The organism is Streptomyces sp. NPDC056373, assembly GCF_042262425.1.
GTDB lineage: Bacteria > Actinomycetota > Actinomycetes > Streptomycetales > Streptomycetaceae > Streptomyces.
Map to the genome: position 1 here is coordinate 247,941 of NZ_JBHJPX010000010.1, position 22,478 is coordinate 270,418.

Below are 22,478 nucleotides of genomic sequence, written 5' to 3' on the forward strand. Positions count from 1 at the left end.
CACGGCACTGCTGCGACCGCTTCACCCTACTGCGGCGAACGATCACGGTGCGCCCGCACCACCTCCGACTTCGGCCTCGCCGCCGGGCGGTTCCTCGCGCGGCGCCAGGGACGTGAAGTCGCCCGTGTCACCGAGGCGGACGAGAAACGGCCGCAGTCTTGTGTAGCGGATCGCGGTGATGGAGCACGGTTCAACGGAAATCCGCTGGAAGAGGTCCAAGTGAAGTCCGAGTGCGTCGGCGACGAGCGACTTGATGATGTCGCCGTGCGAGCACATGAGGTAGACGGCGTCGGCGCCGTGGTCGCGCTCCACGCGCGCGTTCCACTCGCGTACGGCTTCGGCGGCGCGCGTCTGCATGGCCCGCATGGACTCCCCGCCGGGGAAAGCCGCCGCGGACGGATGGGCCTGCACCACCTCCATCAGGGGCTCGTCCCCCAGCTCGGCGAGCTTGCGTCCGGACCAGTCGCCGTAGTGGCATTCTCCGATGCGCTCGTCGGTGTGCGGGCTCAAATCCGGCCGGGCCTGAAGCAGCGGCCGGAGCGTTTCCTGGCAGCGCTGGAGCGGGCTGGTGACGATTTCGGCGAGGGGCAGTTCGGCGAGCCGCCCGGGGAGTGCGGCGGCCTGGGCGGCGCCGCGCTCGTCGAGGGCGACGCCTGGTGTCCAGCCGGCGAGCAGTCCCTCGGTGTTGGCGGTGGAGCGTCCGTGCCTGACCAGGATCAGCGTGGGCATGCGCTCCAGCGTAGGCGCACGCGCGCGTGTGGTGTCGTTCGAGTGACGGGAGACTCGTTTCGTGATCGTCGACTGTGCCATCTATCGCGACGGACAACGGACGGAAGGCCCCGAGGACCTCTCCGACGCCCTGGGGGACGCCCGCACGGGGGGCGGCTTCGTCTGGATCGGGCTGCACGAGCCGACGGAGGACGAGTTCGACCATGTGACCCGGGAGTTCGGGCTGCACCCGCTGGCCGTCGAGGACGCCCTCAAGGCCCATCAGCGGCCCAAGCTGGAGGTGTACGACGACTCGCTCTTCGTGGTGCTGAAGCCGGTGGCGTACGAGCCGCGGAGCGACACCGTCTCCTCCGGCGAGATCATGATCTTCCTGGGCGACTCGTTCGTGGTGACCGTCCGGCACGGCGAGGGCTCCCCGCTCAAGGCCGTACGCCACCGTCTGGAGCAGGAGCCGGAGCTGCTGGGCAAGGGCCCCACGGCCGTGCTGTACGCGGTCGCCGACGCCACCGTGGACCACTACCTGGACGTGGCGACCGAGTTGCAGACGGACCTGGAGGGTCTGGAGGCGGAGGTCTTCTCGCCGGACGGCGGGGGCTCCCGCAACACGGCCTCGCGGATCTACGACTTCAAGCGGCAGGTCCTTGAGTTCCGCCGGGCGACCGGGCCGCTGGCCCCGCCGATGAGCCGGCTGGCGGGGACGGCGTCGTCCGGTGTGGCCGTGCCGTTCGTGGACGACCGGGCCCGGCCGTTCTTCCGTGACGTAAGCGACCACCTCACGCGCGTGAACGATTCCGTGGAGAACCTGGACCGGCTGGTGTCGGACATCCTCTCGGCGCATCTGGCGCAGATGAGCGTCCGGCAGAACGACGACATGCGGAAGATCTCCGCGTGGGCGGCCATGGCCGCGATCCCCACGATGTTCGCGGGGATCTACGGCATGAACTTCGAGCACATGCCCGAACTGCACTACATCTGGTCCTACCCGGCACTGATGGCCCTGATGGCCGCCTTGGAGGTCATGGTCTTCCGGCTGTTCAAGCGCCGGGGATGGCTGTAGCCGGACCGGCTCAGGCGAACTCGGGCTCCGGGGTCGCGGGGCCGCCCAGGGCGTTGCGGCACTCGGGCGGCGTCAGTGACACCATCCGGCGCCAGCCGCCCAGGCGTTCGTACGCGTACATCGCGTGGATGCCGGCCACGAGCACCGCCGACTTGGTCTTGGACCAGCCGAGGATGCGGCCCATGTGCGCCATCACGGCGAGGCTCACGTCGCGGTAGACGCGGATCTCGGCGAGCGCGCACGCGCGCAGGGTGCGCTGGATGACCCGGCCGTGGCCCGCGTAGGCGAAGCGCAGCAGTTCCTCGTGGCAGTAGGCGAGGTGGTTGTCCTCGTCACCCGAGATCTGCTTGACCGCGCGGCCGATGTCCGGGTGGCCGGCGAAGTGCTTGCGGAGCAGGTCCATCTGCTCGGACGCGCGCTGCTCGGTGACCCTGCTGTGCGAGAGGTAGGTGACGATGTCCCGGACCGTGAGCGGCTCGTCGCGCCTCAGCTGGTCGTGCGCGAGGCCGATGCCGTTCTTCTCCAGGAGCATGGTGTAGTCGGTCTCGGGCGGGACCGGGACGGGGTCGAGGCCGCGCTTCTTCATCAGGGCGTTGAAGATCCGGCCGTGTTTGTCCTCGTCGGCGCCGTGCCGGCTGATCTTGGGGGCGAGGTCCTGCTCGGTCCCGGGCACGAGCGCGGCGATACGGGCGTTCTCCCAGCCGCCCTGGGACTCGCCGCTCGCGGCGATGGAGCAGAACAGGGCGAAGGACTCGTCGTTGTCGAGGATCTCCTGGAACAGACTCTTGGCCGAAAGCATCGTGGGCACCTCTCCCGCGCGCGTGGGCGTACTGCGACATTCCGCAGGGGTTCCGCGAACAACGAGTCAAGTGCGGGGTGGAGGGCGCTGCAACAGGTGTGAGGGACAACTCCGCCGAATGGAGGACGCGGGGGGCGCGGGGCCGGGAGGGAGAAGAGGCCGCGGTGCCGTAACCGCGGGCGGCCCCGGCGCGTTGTTCCGCGTGACGGCCGTGGCGGGGAAGACCCCCGAGCCCCCACCACGGCCGCAGAAACTTCCGGTCGGTTCAGGCGAGCCCGGCGCGCTCCAGGGCCTCCGTCCCGGCCCGCAGGGACGCGAGCCGCTCGTCGAGCGTGAAGCCCGCCGGCGCGAGGGACAGGGTGGTGACCCCGGCCGCGGCGTAGGCCTTCATCCGGTCCGCGATCCGGTCCACGGAACCGAGCAGGGTCGTCTTGTCGATCAGGTCGTGCGGCACGGCGGCCGCGGCGCCCTGCTTGTCGCCGGAGAGGTACTTGCTCTGGATCTCGGCGGCCTCCTGCTCGTAGCCCATGCGCTGGGCGAGCTGGTTGTAGAAGTTCTGCTTGGGGCTGCCCATGCCGCCGACGTAGAGCGCGGTGTAGGGACGGAAGGTGTCGGCCAGCGCGGCCACGTCCTTGTCCTCGCCGACGGCGAGCGGCAGGGTCGGGCAGACGTCGAACCCGTCGAGCGTCTTGCCGGCCTTCTCGCGCCCGGCGCGCAGGTGCGTGATCGTGGTGTCCTCGAGGTGCTCGGCGGACGGGAAGATCAGCAGGGCGCCGTCGGCGATCTCGCCGGTCTGCTCGAGGTTCTTCGGGCCGATCGCGGCGATGTACAGCGGGATGTGCTCGCGCTGCGGGTGCACGGTCAGCTTGATCGGCTTGCCCGGGCCGCCGGGCAGGGGCAGCGTCCAGTGCTGTCCCTCGTAAGAGAGGCGCTCGCGGGTCATGGCCTTGCGGACGATCTCGACGTACTCGCGGGTGCGGGCGAGCGGCTTGTCGAACTTGACGCCGTACCAGCCCTCGGAGACCTGCGGGCCGGAGACGCCGAGACCGAGGCGGAAGCGGCCGCCGGAGAGGGAGTCGAGGGTGGCGGCGGTCATGGCCGTCATCGCGGGCTGGCGGGCCGGGATCTGGAAGATGGCGGAGCCGACGTCGATGCGCTCGGTCTGTGCGGCGACCCAGCTCAGCACGGTGGCGGCGTCGGAGCCGTAGGCCTCGGCGGCCCAGCAGACGGCGTACCCGAGCCGGTCGGCTTCCTGGGCGACGGCCAGATTGTCCGCGTCCATTCCGGCACCCCAGTAGCCGAGGTTGATACCGAGCTGCATGCCACATCCCCTTACTGATCAGTAACGTGCCTGTGCGGGCACCTTAGCGCGCGGACCGGGGGAGGTACACGGCCGCAGCCGCTTGATTGTCCATGTGCGTGAACAGAAATCATGGTCGCGACCATTGACGCGTTCACGGCAGGTTCGTACCTTCAGCATGGAAAGCGCTTTCCACACCCACCTTCCGACGACGGACGGAGAGGCAAGGATGAAGCGAGCACTCCCCTCGAGACTCCCGGCGGTACTGGCCGCCCTGGCCCTGGCGGCGACGGCCGGCACGCTCGTGTCGACGCCCGAGGCCGCGGCCGCGACCGGCAGCGCCACCGGTTACGCGGCCCAGAACGGCGGGACCACCGGCGGCGCCGGAGGCCGGACGGTCCGGGCGGCCACCGGAACGGCGATCCACCAGGCGCTGTGCGACCGGGCGAGCGCGAGCACCCCGATCACCATCGAGGTCACCGGGACCGTCAACCACGCCAACACCAAGAAGGTGTCGGGAGGCAGCTGCGACACCGCGGACGGCGTGATCGAGCTCAAGAAGGTCAGCAACGTGACCCTCGTCGGAGTCGGCAGCGGTGCGCTCTTCGACCAACTGGGCATCCACATCCGCGAATCGACCAACATCATCGTCCAGAACGTGACCGTCCGGAACGTCAAGAAGTCGGGCTCCCCCACGTCCAACGGCGGAGACGCCATCGGCATCGAGCGCAACGTGCGCAACGTCTGGATCGATCACACGACCCTGGAGGCGTCGGGCGGCGAGTCGGAGGGCTTCGACGGCCTGTTCGACCTCAAGGACAACACCCAGTACGTGACCCTGTCCTACAGCGTCCTGCGCAACTCCGGCCGGGGCGGCCTGGTCGGCAACAGCGAGAGCGACCGCTCGAACGGTTACATCACGTACCACCACAACCGGTACGAGAACATCGACTCGCGGGCCCCCCTGCTGCGGGGCGGCATCGCGCACCTCTACAACAACCACTACGTGCGTCTCAACGAGTCCGGCATCAATTCCCGGGCCGGCGCCCGCGCCAAGGTGGACAGCAACTACTTCGAGGACTCCAAGGACGTCCTCGGCACCTTTTACACCGACGAGGCCGGCTACTGGCAGGTCGGCGGCAACGTCTTCGACAACGTGACCTGGTCCCGCCCGGGCAGCGAGAACCATCCGGCCGGCCCCGACCCGAAGTCCACCACCACCGTCGCGATCCCGTACTCCTACCGCCTCGACGCGGCGGGCTGCGTGCCGGCCGTCGTGAGCCGGACCGCGGGCGCGAACAAGGGGCTTCAGGTGTCGGACGGCACGTGCTGACCGAGGACGAGGGGCTGCGGCCGGCTCGGGGCGGCCGACCGGGCGCCCCGGGAAATCCGTCGACGGCGGCCACCCACACGTAGGTTCTGGCCAGTAATCTCGGCGTTCATGGAGCAGAGGCATCTCGGCCGCACCGGCCTTCGTGTGTCCCGCATCGGACTCGGCACCCTCACCTGGGGGCGGGACACCGACGAACACGACGCCGCGGACCTGATGAAGACGTTCTGGGAAGCGGGCGGGACCCTCGTCGACACCGCGGACGTGTACGGGGACGGTGAGGCCGAGTACCTGCTCGGCAGGCTCATGGACGGGCTGGTTCCCCGCCGGGACCTGGTCATCTCGACCAAGGCCGGCAGCGTGCCGGATCCCGACCGCCGGTTCGACGGCTCCCGCGGTCACCTCCTCTCCGCGCTGGACGCCTCGCTCGCCCGGCTCGGCACGGACCACGTCGACCTGTGGCACGTGCACGCCTTCGACCCGGACACCCCGCTGGAGGAGACCCTCCAGGCCCTCGACCTGGCGGTCTCCAGCGGGCGTGCCCGGTACGCCGCCGTCTCCAACTTCTGCGGCTGGCAGCTGGCCAAGGCCGCGACCTGGCAGCTGGCGGCCCCCGGCACGCGGACCCGGCTGGCCGGTACGCAGCTGGAGTACTCCCTGCTGCAGCGTGGCGTGGAGCGGGAGGTGCTGCCGGCCGCGCTGGACCTGGGCATAGGGCTGCTGCCCTCCTCGCCGCTCGGGCGCGGCGTGCTGACGGGCAAGTACCGGGGGGACACGGTGCCGCCGGACTCGCGTGGCGCCTCGGAGCACCTCGCGCCCTTCGTCGCGCCGTACCTCGACGACACGGCGAGCCGCATCGTGGACGCCGTGGCGACCGCGGCCGACGGGCTGGCGGTGACGCCGCTCCAGGTGGCCCTGGCGTGGGTGCGCGACCGGCCCGGAGTGACGGCCCCCATCGTCGGCGCGCGCAACGCGCGGCAGCTCACGGCGGCATTGTCAGTGGAGACCCTTAGTCTTCCTGACGAGATCTGCCGGGCGCTCGACGATGTGTCGGTGCCTGTGCACCGCTATCCCGATCACGACTGGAGCACGCTGTGAGCACGGAGCCCGAGACCACGGAGAACGCCGAGCCGGGGACGCCGGGCGCCGAGCTCACACCGGCCGAGGGAGCCCCCGGCGGCGAAGAGACCGATCCCGGGCCTGCGCCCGGCACCGAGGGCGGTGATGCGGGCGCCGGCGAGCGGGCCGCGGCGGGGAGCGGCGACGCGGTTGCCGGGGCCGGCACCGGGGGCGGTGACGGGGGCGCGGGGCAGGTGTCCGAAGCCGAGAGCGGCGACACGGGTACCGGGCAGGTGTCCGAAGCCGAGAGTGGTGGTGCGGGCGCCGGGCAGGTGTCCGAAGGCGAGAGCGGTGACGCGGGCGCCGGGCAGGTGTCCGAGGCGGAGGCCGAGCTTCGGGCACAGCAGGTCGAGCGGGAGCGTATCGAGCAGCGCAAGGCCGAGAAGAAGGCGCCGATCGAGAGCGGCACCAAGCTGAGCGGCAAGGCCGCCGATCTGCTCGCGGCCGTACGGGCCGTCGAGAGCGGCGAGAAGACTGCGGCGCCGGTGTTCGAAGAACCCCGGCCCGCTCCCCGGCGCCCTGCCCCCGAGCCGGAACGGCGGCCGCACCCGGTGGCTCCCGAGCCCGTCGCCGCGTCAGCGGCGCCCGCGCCGGAGACGGTTCAGGCCGTCCGGCGGGTGCTCGGCGAGGGCGGTGCGCCGGAAGCGCTCGCACCGCAGGCCGCCGCGGCTCTCGGCGAGGGTGCGGACGAACAACTGCGCGCCGACCCCTGGCAGTTGCTGCGGATCGCCGGCGTGCGTCCCGAGCAGGCCGACGGTTTCGCGCGAGCCCTGCTCGGCGCCGAGTGCGGCCCGGACGACGAGCGGCGCGGCCGCGCCCTCACCGGCTGGCTCCTGGAGCAGGCGGCGCTGGCCGGGCACACCGCCCTGGAGATGCCCGCGCTCCTCGCCGCCCTGGCCCAGCGGGGTGTGCCGGAACCCGACGGCGCCGTACAGGGGGCGATCGCGGAGGGCGAGGCGCTGGTCTTCCAGGACGCTCTGGAGGAGGAGGCCGGTACTCCGGCCCGGAGCGACGAGGACGGCGCGGAGGAGGACGAGGAGCGTCCGGTTCGTGTCCTGGTCGGGCTGGAGCGGTACGCGCTGGCGGAGGAGAGCCTGGCCGACGGCCTGGCCCGGCTGGTCAACTCGGCGCCCAAGCAGGACGGTTCGGCCGCAGACTGGGAGCGGGCCGCCGCCGCGGCCCAGGGGTCCACCGCGGAGCTGATCCGCGCGGTGGCCGGTCAGGGCCTGGTGCTGCACACCGGCGGAGAGGCGTCCCTGGCCGAGCCCGCGGCCCTGTTGAACGCCGCACGGTCCCTCGGACTGCGGGCCTGGGCGGCCACGCACGGCCCGATCGGCCGCGACCGTTTCGCGGCTCTGCTGAGGAGGGCCGGCGGGCGGGCGGGCGAAGCGGCCGACGCCTCCCGGCAGCCCGGTGCGACCGACACCGCCAGGCAGCCCGGTGCAGCCGACGTCTCCCGGCAGGGCGGTGCGGCCGACGGGGACGTGCCCGGTGGCCGCGCCGCGGCCGACGCTCCGGGCATCGACGTCCCCGTCGCCACCGTCTCCGGACTGCTCGCCGGTCTCGAGGGACCAGGCCGGGACGCGGACGGGGCCATCGATCTCGATCTGCTCGTGGTACTCGACGCGCCTCAGCTGGACGTCGAGACGGCGGCACTGCTGACCGAGTCGATGCCGGACGGGGCACGGCTGGTGCTGGCGGGGGATCCGGCGGTGCTGTGGTCCGTGGGCCCGGGCCGGGTGTTCGCCGACCTTCTCGCGGCGCGGATCTGCCCCCAGGTTGCTTCGCGACGGCCGGATCCGGGGCCGCTCGGCGAGCTGGTCTCCGGTATCGGCATCGGCGAGCTGAACCAGGTCGAGGCTCCCGGCAAGGAGCTGGTGATCGTGCCGGTGCGGGATGCGGGCGAGGCCGTGCACCGGGCGGTACAGCTCGTCGTGGACTCGGTGCCGCGGGCGATCGGTGTACCGGCCGAGGAGACGCAGGTGATCACCCCCGGGCACGGCGGTGCCGTCGGGACGCGGGTGCTCAACGCCGCGCTGAAGGAGCGGCTCAATCCGGGCCCGGGCCGCTTCGGCGGCTTCGACCCCGGTGACCGGATCGTCCACTCCCCCGTGCCGGGGCGTGCGATGCCCGGACGGGTGGTGACGGCGGACGCCGAGGGACTGCATCTGTCGTGCGGGGGCGAGACCGTCGTCGTCCCGAAGGAGCGGGTGGAGCAGTCGGTGCGGCACGGGTGGGCGCTGACCGCGCACCAGGCCGTGGGGAGCCGGTGGCTCGCGGTGGTCGTGGTGCTGCCCGGCGACGCGGCGCCGGCACTCAGCCGGCCGTGGGTGTACACGGCGTTCGGGCGGGCCGACCGCCATCTGTCCGTGGTGCACGGGGTGGAGCAGGCGCTGCCCCGTGCCGTGGCCAAGGTTCCGGCCAAGCCGCGCACGACCCGGCTTCCGGTGCTGCTCGCGCCACAGGTCGGCGGCGCGTGACGGGGGTGGTGGTCAGGGGCCCGGGCTCCTGACCACCACCCCCGTGGTCGCCGACGTGTGCGTTCAGCGGCGGTCCGCGTTCAGCGGCTCCAGGTCCTCGTCCTCACCCAGGTCGCCTCGGAACTCATCCTCCAGACCGTCGCCGTCCTCGTCATCGTCGTCGTCGATCTCGTCGTCGAAGACGGCGCTGACGTCGAAGCGGCAGACGACCTGCTGCGGGTCGACCTGCTCGAAGGGTGCCTCCAGCCACTCGCCGGGATCGGCCGGTTCGTCCGCCGCCGTGACCCAGAGCGTGGAGTCGCCCTCCTCCAGCCCGAACTCCTTGTGCCGGGAGGCGATCTCGTCGGGCTCGAACTCGCCGAACAGCAGCCCGAGCGCGCCGTGCACCGTCCCGGACGCCGGGGAGCCGTCGTCGCCCTCCGCGGCCTCGATCCGCTCCGCCTGGGCCAGCAGGCGCTGCGGTTCGGAGACGGCGTAGTCACGACGGATCAGGACGCTCAGCGCGTTGGGTTCCTCGGGTCCCGTGTACGGGGGCAGCGCGTCCTCCGCACCGGGGATCTCGAAGGGTGTGACCTCGTCGTAGCGGTCGTAGAGCAGTTCGTCGTACACCTCTGCGGCCGCGGCCAGCTGGTTGAACGCCTCGAACACGGCCGGGTCGTCCTCCCCCGACCTGCGTTCGACCGCGGCCAGGTGGCGGTCGAGCGCGGTCTTGACCGCCTCGGCGGCGGCGCGTACCTCGGCAGCGGTGGGCTGCGCAGCATCAGACATAGTGCAGACGCTATCCGTAGCGGGGCCCAGCCCGCACAATAGATGCGATGCCGGAATACGAATTTGTCGACGTGTACGTGCCGCGCGGGGTCTCCCGCAAGGAGACGGCACGTCTGCTGACCGACCACGCGGAGTACGGACACTGGGAGTTGCACCGTCTGAGCCTGCTGCGCGACGGCAGCCGCAAGGTGCGGTTGCGTCGGCGGATCATCCGCCAGGTGCGGGCCACGTGGTGAGCGAGGACGGGGCACGGGAAGAAGACACATGACGGAACGGGCCCCGCTGCTGCGGGGCCCGTTCCGTTCCCGGGGTGTCAGGCCGAGGCGCGCGCCTTGCGGTAGAGGACCGCGCCCGCGAGCAGCGCGCCCGCGCCGGCCGGCAGGACCAGGCCGAGCGGCAGGTCGCTGCCGGTGCTGGCGAGCTGGGCCTCGCCGTGGGGCTGGGTGACGAACCGGCCGCCCGGCTTGTCGCCGTGCGAGGAGCCGCCCGGGGTCTCGCCGCTCGTGGAGGGCGGGGTGTTCGGGTTGCCGGGGTTGCCCGGGTTACCAGGATTGCCCGGGTTACCAGGGTTACCGGGGTTACCAGGATTGCCCGGGTTACCAGGGTTACCGGGGTTGCCCGGGTTACCGGGGTTGCCCGGGTTACCAGGGTTACCGGGGTTGCCCGGGTTACCGGGGTTGCCCGGCCGACCCGGGGTTTCGTGGCCGCCGCCACCGTTCGAGCAGTCGTTGCCCGTGGTGGGGTTGGCGATGCCGATGACGTCGACACTGTTGCCGCAGACGTTCACCGGCACGTGGATCGGCGCCTGGACGTGGTTGCCCGAACCCACGCCGGGCGAATCGGTGGCGTGCCCGCCCGCGTGGGAGCCGCCATGGCTGCCGTGACCGCCGTGCCCACCATGACCGCCCGACGACGATCCGCCGCCCTTGTTGGCGCACGAGTTGCCCACCGACGGGTTGAGCACACCGATGACGTTGACGGTGTTCCCGCACACGTTGACCGGCGCGTACACCGGCGCCTGCACCGAGTTCCCGGAGAGCACGCCGGGCGAGCCCGACGCGGAACCCTGCGCGCCCGAGTCGGCGTGCGCGGCGCCGCCCGCGGCGGCGATCACGCCGGTAGCGGCCGCCACGGTCATCAGACCCTTGCGGGTGACCTGTCGCATTTACTGAATACCTGCCTTCGACCCTGTCTCGAACTCTCGAATTCTTCTCGAATTCCCCGAAAGAAGCGTTCGGTCCCGGAGCGCATGGCACGCGCTCCGGGACCGATGGCTTTGACTCCCCTCAGCGAGGGGAAGGCATCACTTGTTGATGCAGGTGTTGCCGAAGGCGGGGTTCAGCAGCCCGATCACGGAGACCGTGTTGCCGCAGACGTTCACCGGGACGTGAACGGGCACCTGGACAACGTTGCCGGACAGGACGCCCGGGGAGTGCACGGCGGCACCCTGAGCACCCGAGTCGGCGACGGCCAGGCCCGCGCCCGCGAGAACCAGCCCACCGGTGGCAGCCGCAGCAGCGACGACCTTCTTGATCATTATTCCTCCTAGTTGGCAAAGCGACCCATCTTGCGATCGCATTACCTGTAACGAGGAGGGAGTAATGAGGCTACGAGCTTATGGTCGCATTCACTCTTCCCAGTCGGTTCCGCACGCGCGACCGAATACCGGCGTTTCGCGAGGGCGGTTCAGGACAGGTCGATGAAGCGGTCGAGCACCCGCACGCCGAACTGCAGGCCCTCCACCGGCACCCGCTCGTCCACGCCGTGGAACATGCCGGCGAAGTCCAGCTCCGGCGGCAGCTTCAGCGGCACGAAGCCGAAGCCCCGGATGCCCAGGTCGTCGAAGGACTTCGCGTCCGTGCCGCCGGAGAGCATGTAGGGGATCGCCTTGGCGGTCGGGTCCTCGGCCAGCAGCGCGGACTGCATCGCCCCCACGAGCGCCCCGTCGAAGGTGGTCTCCACGGCCTTGTCGGCGTGGACGTCCTCCCGGCGCACGTTCGGGCCGAGGATCCGGTCGAGGTCGGCGAGGAACTCCTCCTCGTGACCCGGCAGGAACCGTCCGTCGACGTGGGCGGTCGCCTCGCCCGGGATGACGTTGACCTTGTAACCGGCACCGAGCTGGGTCGGGTTGGCCGTGTTGCTCAGGGTCGCGCCGATGAACTTGGCGATGCCGCCGAGCCTGACGAGGGTCGACTCCATGTCCTCCGGGTCGAGCTCGGTGCCGAGCGCGTCGCCGAGCTCGTCGAGGAAGGCGCGGGTGGTCTTGGTGACCCGCACCGGGAACTTGTGCCGCCCGAGCCGCGCGACGGCCTCCGACAGCTCGGTGATCGCGTTGTCCCGGTGGATCATCGACCCGTGCCCGGCGGTGCCGGCCACGGTGAGCTTCATCCAGTGCATGCCCTTCTCGGCCGTCTGGATCATGTAGAGCCGCCGCTGCTCGCTGACGGTGAACGAGAACCCGCCCACCTCGCTGATCGCCTCGGTGACGCCCTCGAACAGCTCGGGGTGCTTGCGCACGAGGTGCTTGGCGCCGTAGGTGCCGCCCGCCTCCTCGTCGGCGAGGAACGCGAGGACGATGTCGCGCGGCGGCTTGCGCCCGCTGCGCAGCCGGTCGCGGACGACCGCCAGGGTCATCGCGTCCATGTCCTTCATGTCGACGGCCCCGCGGCCCCACACGCAGCCGTCGGCGACCTCGCCGGAGAAGGGGTGGTGGGTCCAGTCGTCCGCGTTGGCCGGTACGACGTCGGTGTGGCCGTGGATGAGGAGCGCGGGCCGGGAGGGGTCCTCGCCCTCGATCCGGGCCACCGTGGAGGCGCGGCCCGGGTGGGACTCGAAGATCTGCGGTTCGAGTCCGACCTCGGCGAGCTTCTCGGCGACGTACTCGGCCGCCTTGCGCTCGCCCGGACCCGAGTGGTCGCCGTAGTTGCTGGTGTCGATCTGGATCAGCTCGCGGCAGAGGTCCACGACCTCGTCCTCGCCGGTGACGCTCCTGGCCGTGTCCGTCTCGCTCACGTGCTTCCTCCCGGTGTCACTGCTGGTGGGTCCCCCTCATCCTCTCTCTCCCCGGCCCGCACCCCAAGAGCGCTCCCGGCCCGTCACACGCCGTTCACGCCTCGCCGGGGTGCGGACCGGGGGTGATCGGCCACCCCGGAAAGCCTGGTAATGTTTACGTCGTCGCCGCGGGGAGAACCCACGCGACAGACACCTTGTCCGGGTGGCGGAATGGCAGACGCGCTAGCTTGAGGTGCTAGTGCCCTTTATCGGGCGTGGGGGTTCAAGTCCCCCCTCGGACACGTGAGGCTGAGGGCCGTGACCGCGAGGTCACGGCCCTCAGGCGTTTCCCGGAGAGGTGACCATGACCAGGCGTTCCTGCCCGTGCGGGCTCCCCGAGGCCTACGAAGCCTGCTGCGGCCGGTTCCACTCCGGGGCCGCCGCGGCGCCGACCGCCGAGGCGTTGATGCGATCGCGGTACTGCGCCTTCGTGAAGGGGGACGCCGGTTATCTGCTGCGGACCTGGCATCCGCGGACGCGGCCGGGGCAGCTGGAGCTGGATCCGGGGATGCGGTGGACCGGTCTGGAGATCCTGGGCACGAGCGGCGGCTCGGCGTTCCACTCCAGCGGGACCGTGGAGTTCCGGGCGTCGTACCGGGGCGGGTCCCTGCACGAGCGGAGCAGTTTCGAGCGGGTCGACGGGGCATGGGTCTACGTCGACGGGGAGTTTCCGGCCTAGCGGCGCTACGGCGCCAGGATGTCGAGTTCCTGGAGGGCACCGACCGTGATCTCGCGGGTCAGCTCCTCCGCGCGGGCGGCGTCGCCCGCGCGGACCGCCTCGGCGACCTGGACGTGCAGCGTGACGGCGGCCGGGTCGGGGTCCTCGAACATCACGTCGTGCTGGGTGCGGCCGGTGAGGACCTCGGCGACGACATCGCCGAGACGGGCGAACATCTCGTTGCCGGAGGCCTCCAGGACGACGCGGTGGAAGGCGACGTCGTGCAGGAGGTAGCCCTCCAGCTTGTGGCCGCGTGAGTGGGCGACCATGCCGAGGGCGCACTCGGTGAGTTCGGCGCACTGCTCGGCCGTGGCGTGCCGGGCGGCCAGGCCGGCCGCGACCGGTTCGACGGCCGAGCGCAGCACCGTGAGGGACCGCAGCTGCCGGGGCCGGTCCGCTCCGGCCAGGCGCCAGCGGATGACCTGCGGGTCGTAGACGTTCCACTCGGACCTCGGGCGGACCGTCACGCCGACGCGGCGGCGGGACTCGACCAGGTACATGGACTCCAGGACGCGGACGGCCTCCCGCATCACGGAGCGCGACACGTCGAAACGCTGGGCGAGCTCGTCGGTGCGCAGGACACTGCCCGGCGGGTACTCACCCGCCGTGATCGCGGGGCCGAGGGTGTCCAGTACGTGGCCGTGCAGCCCCCGGCCCGGTGTGCTCATGCACTCAGCGTACGGGGTAGATCACGGAGACAAAAAGTCAGACTTATTGATGACGAGCCCTTGAATTCGTCGTACCTAATGCGTTTCAGTTGCGTCGACATCACGTGTCGACCTCGGACAGCAGACAGTGAGGCAGCGATGAACACCCCCCACGTCGTCGTGGTCATGGGCGTAGCGGGCACCGGCAAGACCACCATCGGTCCCCTGCTCGCGGCCCGGGCCGGCGTTCCCTACGCCGAGGGCGACGACTTCCACCCCGAGGCCAACATCGCCAAGATGTCGGCGGGCACACCGCTCACCGACGAGGACCGCCTGCCGTGGCTCGACGCCATCGGCACATGGGCGCACGGGCGGGCCGGGCTCGGCGGGGTGGTCAGCTGCTCGGCACTGAAGCGGTCGTACCGCGACCGGCTGCGGGCCGCCGCACCCGGCGTGGTCTTCGTGCACCTCGCCGGTGACCGCGCGCTGATCGAGGACCGGATGTCGCACCGGCAGGGGCACTTCATGCCCACGGCGCTGCTCGACTCCCAGTTCGCCACGCTCCAGCCCCTGGAGGCGGACGAGGCGGGGGTCGAGGTGAACGTCTCGGGCAGTCCTGAGGAGATCACCCGGCGGGCGGTTCTCGCCCTGACGGACCTCACCGAACCCGTCCGGTAGCCCCTGGCGGCCTTACCTCCCCACTCCCCCAACGCAAGGGAACCCACCCCGTGACCAGACTCAGCGTCGAGATGCTGGCAGCGGACGCACCCGAGCCGATCACCTCGGCCGGCCACGCTCAGCTGGGCATCGCCGTCCTGGCGGGCATCGCCGTCATCGTCCTGCTCATCACGAAGTTCAAGCTGCACGCCTTCCTGTCGCTGACCATCGGGTCACTGGCGCTCGGCGCGATCGCCGGGGCGCCCCTGGACAAGGTGCTGCTCAGCTTCAGCGCCGGCCTCGGCACCACCGTCGCCGGCGTCGGTGTGCTGATCGCCCTCGGGGCGATCCTGGGCAAGATGCTCGCCGACTCCGGCGGCGCCGACCAGATCGTCGACACCATCCTGGAGAAGGCCGGCGGGCGGTCGATGCCGTGGGCGATGGTGCTGATCGCCTCCGTGATCGGTCTGCCGCTGTTCTTCGAGGTCGGCATCGTGCTGCTGATCCCCGTCGTGCTGATGGTCGCCAAGCGCGGCAACTACTCGCTGATGCGCATCGGCATCCCGGCGCTCGCGGGCCTGTCCGTGATGCACGGCCTGGTGCCGCCGCACCCCGGTCCGCTGGTCGCGATCGACGCCGTCGGCGCCGACCTCGGCGTGACGCTGGCGCTCGGTGTCCTCGTCGCGATACCCACCGTGATCATCGCCGGCCCGGTGTTCTCGAAGTACGCGGCCCGCTGGGTCGACGTCCAGGCCCCCGAGAAGATGATCCCGCAGCGCCCCTCCGAGGAGCTCGACAAGCGCCCCGGCTTCGGCGCCACGCTCTTCACCGTGCTGCTTCCGGTGCTGCTCATGCTCGCCAAGGCGCTGGTCGACATCGTCGTGGACGACCCCGGCAACCCCGTACAGCGCGTCTTCGACGTCATCGGCGCCCCGATGATCGCCCTGCTCGCCTCGGTGCTGGTCGGCATCTTCACGCTGCTTCGGCCCGCCGGGTTCTCCAAGGAGCGGATCTCGCCGCTCGTGGAGAAGGGCCTCATGCCGATCGCGGGCATCCTGCTGATCGTCGGCGCGGGCGGTGGCTTCAAGCAGACGCTGATCGACACCGGTGTGGGACAGATGGTCCTGGACATCTCCGAGGACTGGGCCATTCCCGCGCTGCTGCTGGCCTGGCTGATCGCGGTGGTGATCCGCCTGGCGACGGGGTCGGCGACGGTGGCCACGGTCTCGGCGGCCGGCCTGGTCGCCCCGCTCGCGGCCGACATGTCGACCACGCACGCCGCCCTGCTCGTCCTCGCCATCGGCGCCGGCTCGCTCTTCTTCAGCCACGTCAACGACGCCGGGTTCTGGATGGTGAAGGAGTACTTCGGGCTGAGTGTCGGCCAGAACATCAAGACCTGGTCCGTGATGGAGACGATCATCTCGGTGGTCGCGGGCGGTCTGGTCCTGCTGTTGTCCCTCGTGATCTAGGAGTACGGCGATGACGGCTCACCCCCTCTTCGACATCGGCGGCCGTACGGCCCTGGTCACCGGCTCCAGCCGGGGCATCGGACTCGCCCTCGCGCGTGGTCTGGCGGAGGCCGGCTGCACGGTCGTGCTGAACGGGCGCGACGAGGACCGGCTCGCCGAGGCGGCCGCCGGGCTGCCCGGCGGCCGGGTGCACACGGCCGCGTTCGACGTGACCGACGGATCGTCGGTGGCCTCGGGGGTCGCCGAGGTCGAGGAGCGGGTGGGCCCGCTCGACATCCTCGTCAACAACGCGGGCATGCAACTGCGCGCCCCGCTACTGGAGTTCGGGGAGTCCGACTGGCACCGGATCCTGGACACCAACCTGACCAGTGCCTTCCTGGTCGGCCGGGAGGCGGCGCGCCGGATGACGGAACGCGGCCACGGGAAGATCATCAACATCTGCTCGCTGCAGAGCGAGGTGGTACGGCCCGGGATCGCGCCGTACGCCGCGACCAAGGGCGCGCTGAAGATGCTCACCAAGGGCATGTGCGCGGACTGGGGGCCGTACGGGGTGCAGGTCAACGGGCTGGGCCCGGGCTACATCGAGACCGAGCTGACCCGGCCGCTGGTGGAGGACGAGGAGTTCAGCGCCTGGGTCCGGCGGCGCACCCCGGCCGGGCGCTGGGGGCGTACGCAGGACCTGGTGGGCGGGGTGTTGTTCCTCGCCTCCCCCGCGGCGGACTTCGTCAGCGGGCAGGTGCTGTATGTCGACGGCGGTATGACGAGCGTGCTGTGACCTGCCGGGAGGCGGCTGTGATGCTGGGGTGTGTGATCCACGGTCAGGGCGATCTGCGGGTGGCGGAGCTGCCGGTGCCGCGGCCCGGACCGGGTCAGGCGCTGGTCGCCGTGCGGTACGGCGGGGTGTGCGGGTCCGATCTGCACTACTGGCGGCACGGCGGCGTCGGTGACTTCCGGCTGCGCGAGCCGATGGTGCTCGGGCACGAGGTCGTGGGGACGGTGGTGGAGTACGGCCCGGGCGGTGAAGGTCCGGCTCCGGGCAGCGCGGTCGCCGTGCATCCGGCCACTGCGTGCGGGGTGTGCCCGGAGTGTGCGGCCGGGCGGCGCAACGTCTGCCGCGACACCCGGTACCTCGGGAGTGCGGCGCGGTTTCCCCATGTTCAGGGGGGTTTCGCCGGTCAGGTGGTCGTGCCCTCCGGGCAGGTGCGGGCGCTGCCCGCCGGGCTGGAGCTGCGGCGGGCGGCGCTGGCCGAGCCGTTGGCGGTCGCTGTCCACGCGGTGCGGCGGGCCGGAGGGGTTGCGGGGCGGCGTGTGCTGGTGACGGGCGCCGGGCCCATCGGGTGTCTGGTGGTCGCGGCGGCGAGGGCGGCCGGGGCCGCGCACGTGACGGTCTCGGATCTGCTGGCCGAGGCGTTGGAGTACGGGCGGATCGCCGGGGCCGGGAGTGCCGTTCGGGCCGATGATCCCGATGACCGTGGGTGGCCGGAGGAGGTCGATGTGGCCGTCGAGGCGTCCGGGGTGGCCGCGGGGCTGGACGCGTGTCTGCGGCGGGTGCGGCGGGGTGGGGTCGTCGTGCAGCTGGGGATGTTGCCGGCGGGGCACAGTCCGTTCGCGGGGAACCTGGTGGTGAGCCGGGAGATCGAGTTGCGGGGGGCGTTTCGCTTCGACGGTGAGTTCGATGAGGCGTTGGCTCTGCTGGCGCGGGAGTCGGCCTTCGACGGGCTGATCAGTGCGGTGGTTCCCGTGGGGGAGGCGGAGTCGGCGTTTGCTCTGGCCTCTGACCGGAGTCGGTCGTGCAAGGTGCTGTTGGATTTCGCCAGCGCGCCGTAGGGCTTCACGTCGTGGGGCGACCGCGGGTGCGTTGTGGTTGTTCGCGCAGTTCCCCGCGCCCCTGAGGCATGGAACTACTGCGCCTCGAAGGGTGCGGGTGGGTTGTGGTTGTTCGCGCAGTTCCCCGCGCCCCTGAGGCATGGAACTACTGCGCCTCGAAGGGTGCGGGTGGGTTGTGGTTGATCGCGCAGTTCCCCGCGCCCTTGGACACCTACTCGCGCCAGAGAGAGTGCTCTCGGGACGCCCACTCTCTGCTCACCGATCCCCTGCGCATGCCTCTTCTGGACTCCGGGTCCGCCAGGGCCATGCCGATGTGGCCGGCCAGGACGATGCCGATGGTGAGGGCCAGCCAGTCGTGGACGAAGGTGGCGCTGGTGCGCCAGAGCAGGGGGGTGAGGTGCGTGAACCACATCAGCAGGCCCGTGGCGAGCATGACCAGCGTGGCGCCGCCGATCCAGGCCGCGTAGAGCTTCTGCCCGGCGTTGAACTTGCCCGCCGGGCGGGACGAACGGCGTTTGTCGCAGTGCAGGGCGGCGCGCAGCCAGGTGCGGTCGTGCGGGCCGAAGCGGTTGAGGCGGCCGAGGTCCGCGCGGAAGGCGCGGGAGGCCAGCGCGGCCAGGACGGGGACGGGCAGGGCGAGACCGGCCCACTCGTGCAGGGTGACGACCAGGGCGCGGCGACCGACGAGTTCAGCGAGCTGGGGGATGTAGAGGCACGCCGCCGTGACGACGCAGACGCCCATCAGCGCGGCCGTGGTGCGGTGGGTCCAGCGCTGCAGCGTGGTGAAGCGGCGCACCCGGGCCGTGTCCGGGGGCGTGTCAGCTCGTGGGGTCATCGTCGCGTCCGTTCGAGCGGCCCACCCAGGCGTCGACGTCGTAGCCGCGCTCCTCCCAGTAGCCCGGCCGGACCTCGTCGGTGACGGTGATGCCGGAGAGCCACTTGGCGGACTTGTAGAAGTACATGGGCGCCACGTAGAGGCGGACCGGGCCACCGTGGGAGTGGCCGAGGTCCTTGTCCTGCATGCGCAGGGCGACCAGGACGTCCGCGCGGCGGGCCTGGTCGAGGGTGAGGCTCTCGGTGTACGTGCCGTCGAAGCAGGTGAAGCGGACGGCTTTGGCCGTGGGGCGGACCCGGGCGGCATCCAGGATGCGGGACAGGCGTACGCCCTCGAAGGGGGTGTGGGGGACGCGCCAGCCCGTGACGCACTGGACGTCGCGGACCATGCGGGTCTGGGGCAGGGCCCTGAGGTCGTCGAGGGTGTAGGTCGTGGGGCGGTCGACCAGGCCGTCGACGGTGAGGCGGTAGCTGCCGGCGTTCTTGCGCGGGACGGAGGAGGCGACCGAGTAGTAGCGGAAGCCGCCGCCGTTCGGGAGCAGGCCGGTCAGTCCGGTGGGGTCCTTGTCGGCCGCGCCGCCCAGGAAGCCCTCCAGGCCGCGTTGCAGCGGTGGGGCCGCGACCACTCCGACGGCGCCCAGGGCGAGGGTGCCGAGGAAGACGCGGCGGCCGATCGGGGTGCCCCGTTCTTCGGGGTGTTCGTCGCTCACACCCTTGGATACGTCCTCGTTCACGTACTCATTCGAACACCCGCGGCCCCGGGACGACAGGGAACGCGGGTGCTCGTCAGACTTCCGTAACCACTTCTTACGGGTGCCGCCTCAGGAGGAGGCGGCCTTGTCCAGCTGGAACGCCTCGTTGCCGAGGCCGATCCGGGCGTGCTTCTCGGGGGCCCGGGCGCGCAGCACCAGGCCGAGGGCCGCGCCGACCAGCGCGGCCAGGCCGATGATGCCCGGCAGCACCCAGCTCAGCGAGGAGCCGGGGCCGGCGCCGACCAGCACCTCGAAGTCCTTCACCGTGTAGCCGGCGATCACCAGCAGGGCGATGCCCGCCAGCGTGGACGTGACCAGCCGCCAGGCCTGGGCGCCGGCGGCGCCGCGGCGGACGAAGAAGACGACCACGGACAGGGACGCCGCCGCCATCAGCACGATCACGCCGAGGGCGCCGACGTTGCCGAACCAGGTGAACAGCTGCAGGACGGGCGCGGTCGGATCGCCGACCGGCTTGTCGTCGGCGATCGCGAAGGCGGCCACGACCACCACGGCCACGACGGTCTGGAGCAGCGAGCCGGTGCCGGGGGCGCCGCTGCTGCCACTGGTGCGGCCGAAGGCGGCGGGCAGCAGGCCTTCGCGGCCCATGGCGAAGGCGTAGCGGGCGACGACGTTGTGGAAGCTGAGCATCGCGGCGAACATGCCGGTGACGAACAGGACGTGCAGGACGTCGGTGAAGGTGCCGCCGAGGCGGGACTCGGTGAGGAAGAACAGCAGCCCGGCGCTCTGCTTCTGGGCCGTGCCGACGATGGCGGCGGGGCCGGTGGCGACGGTGAGGGCCCAGCTGCTGAGGGCGAAGAAGACGGCGACCCCGCCGACGGCGAGGAACATCACGCGGGGCACCAGGACGTGCGGGCGGCTGGTCTCCTCGGCGTAGACGGGGGCCTGCTCGAAGCCGAGGAACGCGGCGATGCAGAAGCACAGCGCGGTGCCGACACCGGCGCCGGTGAGGGTGTCGGGGTTGAAGGCGTGCAGCGACAGGCCCTCCGTCCCGGGGTCGGCCAGGGCGGCCACGTCGAAGACGACGACCAGCAGGACCTCGATGACCAGCAGCACACCGAGCACGCGGGCGTTGACGTCGATCTTGAGCCAGCCCAGGAGCCCGACGGCGAGTGCGGCCACGAGCGCCGGTATCCACCAGGCGATCCGCAGGTCGGCGTAGGTGGCGAGGAGGCCGGAGACCTCGAAGCCGAAGATGCCGTAGATGCCGACCTGGAGAGCGTTGTAGGCGACGAGGGCCACCAGGGCGGCACTCGCACCCGCGGTGGCGCCCAGGCCACGGCGGATGTAGGCGTAGAAGGCGCCCGCGTTGTGGACGTGGCGGCTCATCTCGGCGTATCCGACGCTGAACAGGATGAGGACGACGCCGAGGACGACGAAGAGCAGCGGCTGGCCGACGATGCCCATCACCGCGAATGTGGTGGGCATGACACCCGCGACCACCATGAGCGGGGCGGTCGCCGCGAGGACGGATAGCAGGAGTCCCCCGGTGCCGAGCCGGTCGGCCCGCAGGGCGCGCTCCTGCCCCTTGAACGTGCTGATGCCGCCGGGGGCGGAGGTGGTCGTGTCCGGACTGTCCGTGGTCATCGGGGGAGCGTCCTCACTCTTCGGGTCGGGGGGTCAGGCCGTGCCGAGCGCGGCGGCGCGGGCGGCGGCGAAAGCGGTGTGCGGGTCACGGTCCGGGTACGACCAGGGAGCCGGTGTGGCGTGCCGGCCGATCCGGTGGAAGAGGGCGGCCGCCTCGGCCCCCCGCCCCTCGCAGAACTTGGCGTGGGCGAGGAAGTTCAGGTCGATCAGCCGCCGCGGGTGCCCCTCCAGCTCCCATTCCAGCCACCAGTCGAAGGCGGCCTTCATGACCTGCCGGGCGCGGCGGCCCGTCCAGTGGCCGGAGGCGGCCGGGTCGGCGGGTCCGTGTCCGGCGGCGGCCAGCACCCGGTATCGCTCGGCGTGCGCGATCACCGGCAGGATCGCGAGCGGGGAGTCGGCGGGCGCCTGTTCGGCGGCCCAGCCGGCGAAGTCGTAGACCTCGTGCAGCGGGTCCGGGCCGGCCTCGGTCCGGCGGGAGGCGAGCCGGGCGACCATCAGATGGTGGGCGTGGTGGTGGTCGGTGTACCGGCCGCGGACCGCCTCGAAGCTGCGGACGGCGTCCTCGTCGCTCCCGACCGCGCACTCCAGCATCAGCAGGCCCAGCCAGGGCGTGGGGTCGGCGGGGATCCGGGCCGCGGCGGTCCGGCAGGCCTCACGGGCACGGTCGGCCTTGGCCCTGCCCCGCAGGGCGCGGCGGACCTGGGCGAGGGCGAGCAGGACGGAGGCGTCGGCGGACTCGGGTTCGGCGAGCAGCCACTCCTTCGCCCACGCGGCGCAGGAGGACTCCCGGGCGAGGACGGTGACGCGGTGGCCGCGCCGGTCCCAGTCGTCCCCGGTGTGCACCAGCAGGGAGCGGGCGTTCTGCCAGCGGCCCTGCGCCAGTGCGGCGCGCGCGGTCACGAGATCGGCGTCGTCGAGGGCCTCGTCGAAGGCCTGCGCCGCACGTCTGCGGCCACGGCCGAAGGGAGGCGGGGGTGGGGACACCGCGGGACTTCCTCACGCGCTCTTCTGGTGTTTCGGCTCACGGCGGCAGGAGGAGCGCGTATGTGCGCATCGCCATGGGCTGATCACGCACAGCCAACCCCCAGCCAATGGTCGGCGTCAAGGGCTGCCAGGGCGTTACACGCGTCAACTGCCGTTACTCGTGAGCCTTTTGTGACCCGGGAGACCAGAGAGGCAAGCGTGGTCGACGTCCATTTTTTCCGTTACGTCCTTTGTGACGTACGTCATAGCGGCGGCTGTCGCCGCCCCCGACGATGGCATGACGTACGGGCGCGCCGGGTGGAGCCGACCGGTACAGTCGGCCCCTACGCAACCGTGACCCGACCTGACGATC

The 22,478-nt window shown here is 71.5% G+C and carries 21 protein-coding genes, 1 tRNA gene and 1 pseudogene; 11 read left to right on the plus strand and 12 right to left on the minus strand.

Features of this window, described 5'->3' with window-relative positions:
* Window positions 1–42 precede the first annotated feature (42 nt).
* The gene (locus ACFCXS_RS22910; RefSeq protein WP_376645185.1) at window positions 43–729 is read right to left on the minus strand and encodes a histidine phosphatase family protein; all 687 of its coding nucleotides are present in this window, start codon (window positions 727–729) and stop codon (window positions 43–45) included.
* Window positions 730–790: 61 nt separating this feature from the next.
* Between ACFCXS_RS22910 and ACFCXS_RS22915 the strand changes: the two genes are divergently transcribed.
* Window positions 791–1,786 (plus strand): magnesium and cobalt transport protein CorA, encoded by a 996-nt coding sequence (locus tag ACFCXS_RS22915; RefSeq protein ID WP_376645186.1) that lies wholly within the window; start codon window positions 791–793, stop codon window positions 1,784–1,786.
* A 10-nt stretch (window positions 1,787–1,796) separates the two neighbouring features.
* Here ACFCXS_RS22915 and ACFCXS_RS22920 read toward each other — a convergent pair whose 3' ends face one another.
* Both ACFCXS_RS22920 and ACFCXS_RS22925 read right to left on the minus strand, forming a co-directional pair.
* On the minus strand, window positions 1,797–2,585 hold the full coding sequence (locus ACFCXS_RS22920) for a ferritin-like domain-containing protein (protein ID WP_376645187.1): 789 nt from the start codon (window positions 2,583–2,585) through the stop codon (window positions 1,797–1,799).
* A gap of 265 nt (window positions 2,586–2,850) precedes the next feature.
* Complete coding sequence (locus ACFCXS_RS22925) at window positions 2,851–3,906, minus strand: LLM class F420-dependent oxidoreductase (RefSeq protein WP_376645188.1); 1,056 nt, start codon at window positions 3,904–3,906, stop codon at window positions 2,851–2,853.
* A 208-nt stretch (window positions 3,907–4,114) separates the two neighbouring features.
* Between ACFCXS_RS22925 and ACFCXS_RS22930 the strand changes: the two are divergent.
* The 3 genes and pseudogenes from ACFCXS_RS22930 to ACFCXS_RS22940 form a co-directional block, all read left to right on the plus strand.
* A pseudogene (locus ACFCXS_RS22930) lies at window positions 4,115–5,215 on the plus strand (polysaccharide lyase family 1 protein); the annotation flags it as partial.
* Window positions 5,216–5,326: 111 nt separating this feature from the next.
* On the plus strand, window positions 5,327–6,313 hold the full coding sequence (locus tag ACFCXS_RS22935) for an aldo/keto reductase (protein ID WP_376645189.1): 987 nt from the start codon (window positions 5,327–5,329) through the stop codon (window positions 6,311–6,313).
* Window positions 6,310–8,814, plus strand: coding sequence for a helix-hairpin-helix domain-containing protein (locus ACFCXS_RS22940; protein WP_376645190.1), 2,505 nt, complete (start codon window positions 6,310–6,312; stop codon window positions 8,812–8,814). Before ACFCXS_RS22935 ends, ACFCXS_RS22940 begins: the two co-directional genes overlap by 4 nt.
* Window positions 8,815–8,877: 63 nt before the next feature.
* Here ACFCXS_RS22940 and ACFCXS_RS22945 read toward each other — a convergent pair whose 3' ends face one another.
* A complete protein-coding gene (locus ACFCXS_RS22945) occupies window positions 8,878–9,582 on the minus strand; it encodes a hypothetical protein (protein ID WP_376645191.1) in 705 nt (234 codons plus the stop codon).
* A gap of 47 nt (window positions 9,583–9,629) precedes the next feature.
* Between ACFCXS_RS22945 and ACFCXS_RS22950 the strand changes: the two genes are divergently transcribed.
* Window positions 9,630–9,818, plus strand: a complete 189-nt coding sequence (locus ACFCXS_RS22950) for a DUF5703 family protein (RefSeq protein WP_010045410.1) — start codon at window positions 9,630–9,632, stop codon at window positions 9,816–9,818.
* A 77-nt stretch (window positions 9,819–9,895) separates the two neighbouring features.
* On the opposite strand, the gene ACFCXS_RS22955 is transcribed toward ACFCXS_RS22950, so the two are convergent.
* The 3 genes from ACFCXS_RS22955 to ACFCXS_RS22965 form a co-directional block, all read right to left on the minus strand.
* On the minus strand, window positions 9,896–10,747 hold the full coding sequence (locus tag ACFCXS_RS22955; protein WP_376645192.1) for a chaplin: 852 nt from the start codon (window positions 10,745–10,747) through the stop codon (window positions 9,896–9,898).
* Between the two features lie 138 nt (window positions 10,748–10,885).
* On the minus strand, window positions 10,886–11,119 hold the full coding sequence (chpH, locus tag ACFCXS_RS22960; RefSeq protein WP_030608446.1) for a chaplin ChpH: 234 nt from the start codon (window positions 11,117–11,119) through the stop codon (window positions 10,886–10,888).
* Between the two features lie 149 nt (window positions 11,120–11,268).
* Window positions 11,269–12,594, minus strand: a complete 1,326-nt coding sequence (locus ACFCXS_RS22965) for a M20/M25/M40 family metallo-hydrolase (protein WP_031108618.1) — start codon at window positions 12,592–12,594, stop codon at window positions 11,269–11,271.
* Window positions 12,595–12,790: 196 nt separating this feature from the next.
* Here ACFCXS_RS22965 and ACFCXS_RS22970 point away from each other — a divergent pair.
* Both ACFCXS_RS22970 and ACFCXS_RS22975 read left to right on the plus strand, forming a co-directional pair.
* Window positions 12,791–12,875, plus strand: a tRNA-Leu gene (locus ACFCXS_RS22970).
* A gap of 62 nt (window positions 12,876–12,937) precedes the next feature.
* Window positions 12,938–13,312: a YchJ family protein gene (locus ACFCXS_RS22975; protein ID WP_376645193.1), complete on the plus strand. Its 375-nt coding sequence runs from the start codon at window positions 12,938–12,940 to the stop codon at window positions 13,310–13,312.
* 5 nt (window positions 13,313–13,317) lie between these two features.
* Here the strand turns inward: ACFCXS_RS22975 and ACFCXS_RS22980 are convergent, their stop codons facing one another.
* On the minus strand, window positions 13,318–14,019 hold the full coding sequence (locus ACFCXS_RS22980; protein ID WP_376645194.1) for a FadR/GntR family transcriptional regulator: 702 nt from the start codon (window positions 14,017–14,019) through the stop codon (window positions 13,318–13,320).
* A 138-nt stretch (window positions 14,020–14,157) separates the two neighbouring features.
* Between ACFCXS_RS22980 and ACFCXS_RS22985 the strand changes: the two genes are divergently transcribed.
* From ACFCXS_RS22985 to ACFCXS_RS23000, 4 genes are read left to right on the plus strand one after another with little or no spacing between them, the layout of a single operon-like run.
* A complete protein-coding gene (locus tag ACFCXS_RS22985) occupies window positions 14,158–14,676 on the plus strand; it encodes a gluconokinase (protein WP_376645195.1) in 519 nt (172 codons plus the stop codon).
* Window positions 14,677–14,726: 50 nt separating this feature from the next.
* Entirely contained in the window at window positions 14,727–16,124 is a 1,398-nt protein-coding gene (locus ACFCXS_RS22990; RefSeq protein ID WP_376645196.1) for a GntP family permease, read from the plus strand.
* 10 nt (window positions 16,125–16,134) lie between these two features.
* Window positions 16,135–16,899, plus strand: a complete 765-nt coding sequence (locus ACFCXS_RS22995) for an SDR family oxidoreductase (RefSeq protein ID WP_376645197.1) — start codon at window positions 16,135–16,137, stop codon at window positions 16,897–16,899.
* Window positions 16,900–16,919: 20 nt separating this feature from the next.
* Complete coding sequence (locus tag ACFCXS_RS23000) at window positions 16,920–17,951, plus strand: L-idonate 5-dehydrogenase (protein ID WP_376645198.1); 1,032 nt, start codon at window positions 16,920–16,922, stop codon at window positions 17,949–17,951.
* Between the two features lie 211 nt (window positions 17,952–18,162).
* Here the strand turns inward: ACFCXS_RS23000 and ACFCXS_RS23005 are convergent, their stop codons facing one another.
* From ACFCXS_RS23005 to ACFCXS_RS23020, 4 genes are all read right to left on the minus strand, one after another.
* On the minus strand, window positions 18,163–18,786 hold the full coding sequence (locus ACFCXS_RS23005; RefSeq protein ID WP_376645199.1) for a cytochrome b/b6 domain-containing protein: 624 nt from the start codon (window positions 18,784–18,786) through the stop codon (window positions 18,163–18,165).
* Complete coding sequence (locus ACFCXS_RS23010; protein ID WP_376645290.1) at window positions 18,770–19,495, minus strand: molybdopterin-dependent oxidoreductase; 726 nt, start codon at window positions 19,493–19,495, stop codon at window positions 18,770–18,772. The genes ACFCXS_RS23005 and ACFCXS_RS23010 overlap by 17 nt, the downstream gene beginning before the upstream one ends.
* Window positions 19,496–19,606: 111 nt before the next feature.
* Complete coding sequence (locus ACFCXS_RS23015) at window positions 19,607–21,142, minus strand: APC family permease (RefSeq protein ID WP_376645200.1); 1,536 nt, start codon at window positions 21,140–21,142, stop codon at window positions 19,607–19,609.
* Between the two features lie 33 nt (window positions 21,143–21,175).
* Window positions 21,176–22,126, minus strand: a complete 951-nt coding sequence (locus ACFCXS_RS23020) for a hypothetical protein (protein ID WP_376645201.1) — start codon at window positions 22,124–22,126, stop codon at window positions 21,176–21,178.
* Window positions 22,127–22,478 lie beyond the last annotated feature (352 nt).

Excerpts from the sequence above, each read along its gene's own strand:
- ACFCXS_RS22975 (WP_376645193.1), top strand. The coding sequence starts at position 12,938 with ATGACCAGGCGTTCCTGCCCGTGCGGGCTCCCCGAGGCCTACGAAGCC.
- ACFCXS_RS22980 (WP_376645194.1), bottom strand. The coding sequence starts at position 14,019 with ATGAGCACACCGGGCCGGGGGCTGCACGGCCACGTACTGGACACCCTC.
- ACFCXS_RS22995 (WP_376645197.1), top strand. The coding sequence starts at position 16,135 with ATGACGGCTCACCCCCTCTTCGACATCGGCGGCCGTACGGCCCTGGTC.
- ACFCXS_RS23015 (WP_376645200.1), bottom strand. The coding sequence starts at position 21,142 with ATGACCACGGACAGTCCGGACACGACCACCTCCGCCCCCGGCGGCATC.
- ACFCXS_RS22985 (WP_376645195.1), top strand. The coding sequence starts at position 14,158 with ATGAACACCCCCCACGTCGTCGTGGTCATGGGCGTAGCGGGCACCGGC.
- ACFCXS_RS22945 (WP_376645191.1), bottom strand. The coding sequence starts at position 9,582 with ATGTCTGATGCTGCGCAGCCCACCGCTGCCGAGGTACGCGCCGCCGCC.
- ACFCXS_RS22910 (WP_376645185.1), bottom strand. The coding sequence starts at position 729 with ATGCCCACGCTGATCCTGGTCAGGCACGGACGCTCCACCGCCAACACC.
- ACFCXS_RS22935 (WP_376645189.1), top strand. The coding sequence starts at position 5,327 with ATGGAGCAGAGGCATCTCGGCCGCACCGGCCTTCGTGTGTCCCGCATC.
- ACFCXS_RS22950 (WP_010045410.1), top strand. The coding sequence starts at position 9,630 with ATGCCGGAATACGAATTTGTCGACGTGTACGTGCCGCGCGGGGTCTCC.
- ACFCXS_RS22920 (WP_376645187.1), bottom strand. The coding sequence starts at position 2,585 with ATGCTTTCGGCCAAGAGTCTGTTCCAGGAGATCCTCGACAACGACGAG.
- ACFCXS_RS23005 (WP_376645199.1), bottom strand. The coding sequence starts at position 18,786 with ATGACCCCACGAGCTGACACGCCCCCGGACACGGCCCGGGTGCGCCGC.
- chpH (WP_030608446.1), bottom strand. The coding sequence starts at position 11,119 with ATGATCAAGAAGGTCGTCGCTGCTGCGGCTGCCACCGGTGGGCTGGTT.
- ACFCXS_RS23000 (WP_376645198.1), top strand. The coding sequence starts at position 16,920 with ATGCTGGGGTGTGTGATCCACGGTCAGGGCGATCTGCGGGTGGCGGAG.
- ACFCXS_RS22925 (WP_376645188.1), bottom strand. The coding sequence starts at position 3,906 with ATGCAGCTCGGTATCAACCTCGGCTACTGGGGTGCCGGAATGGACGCG.
- ACFCXS_RS22955 (WP_376645192.1), bottom strand. The coding sequence starts at position 10,747 with ATGCGACAGGTCACCCGCAAGGGTCTGATGACCGTGGCGGCCGCTACC.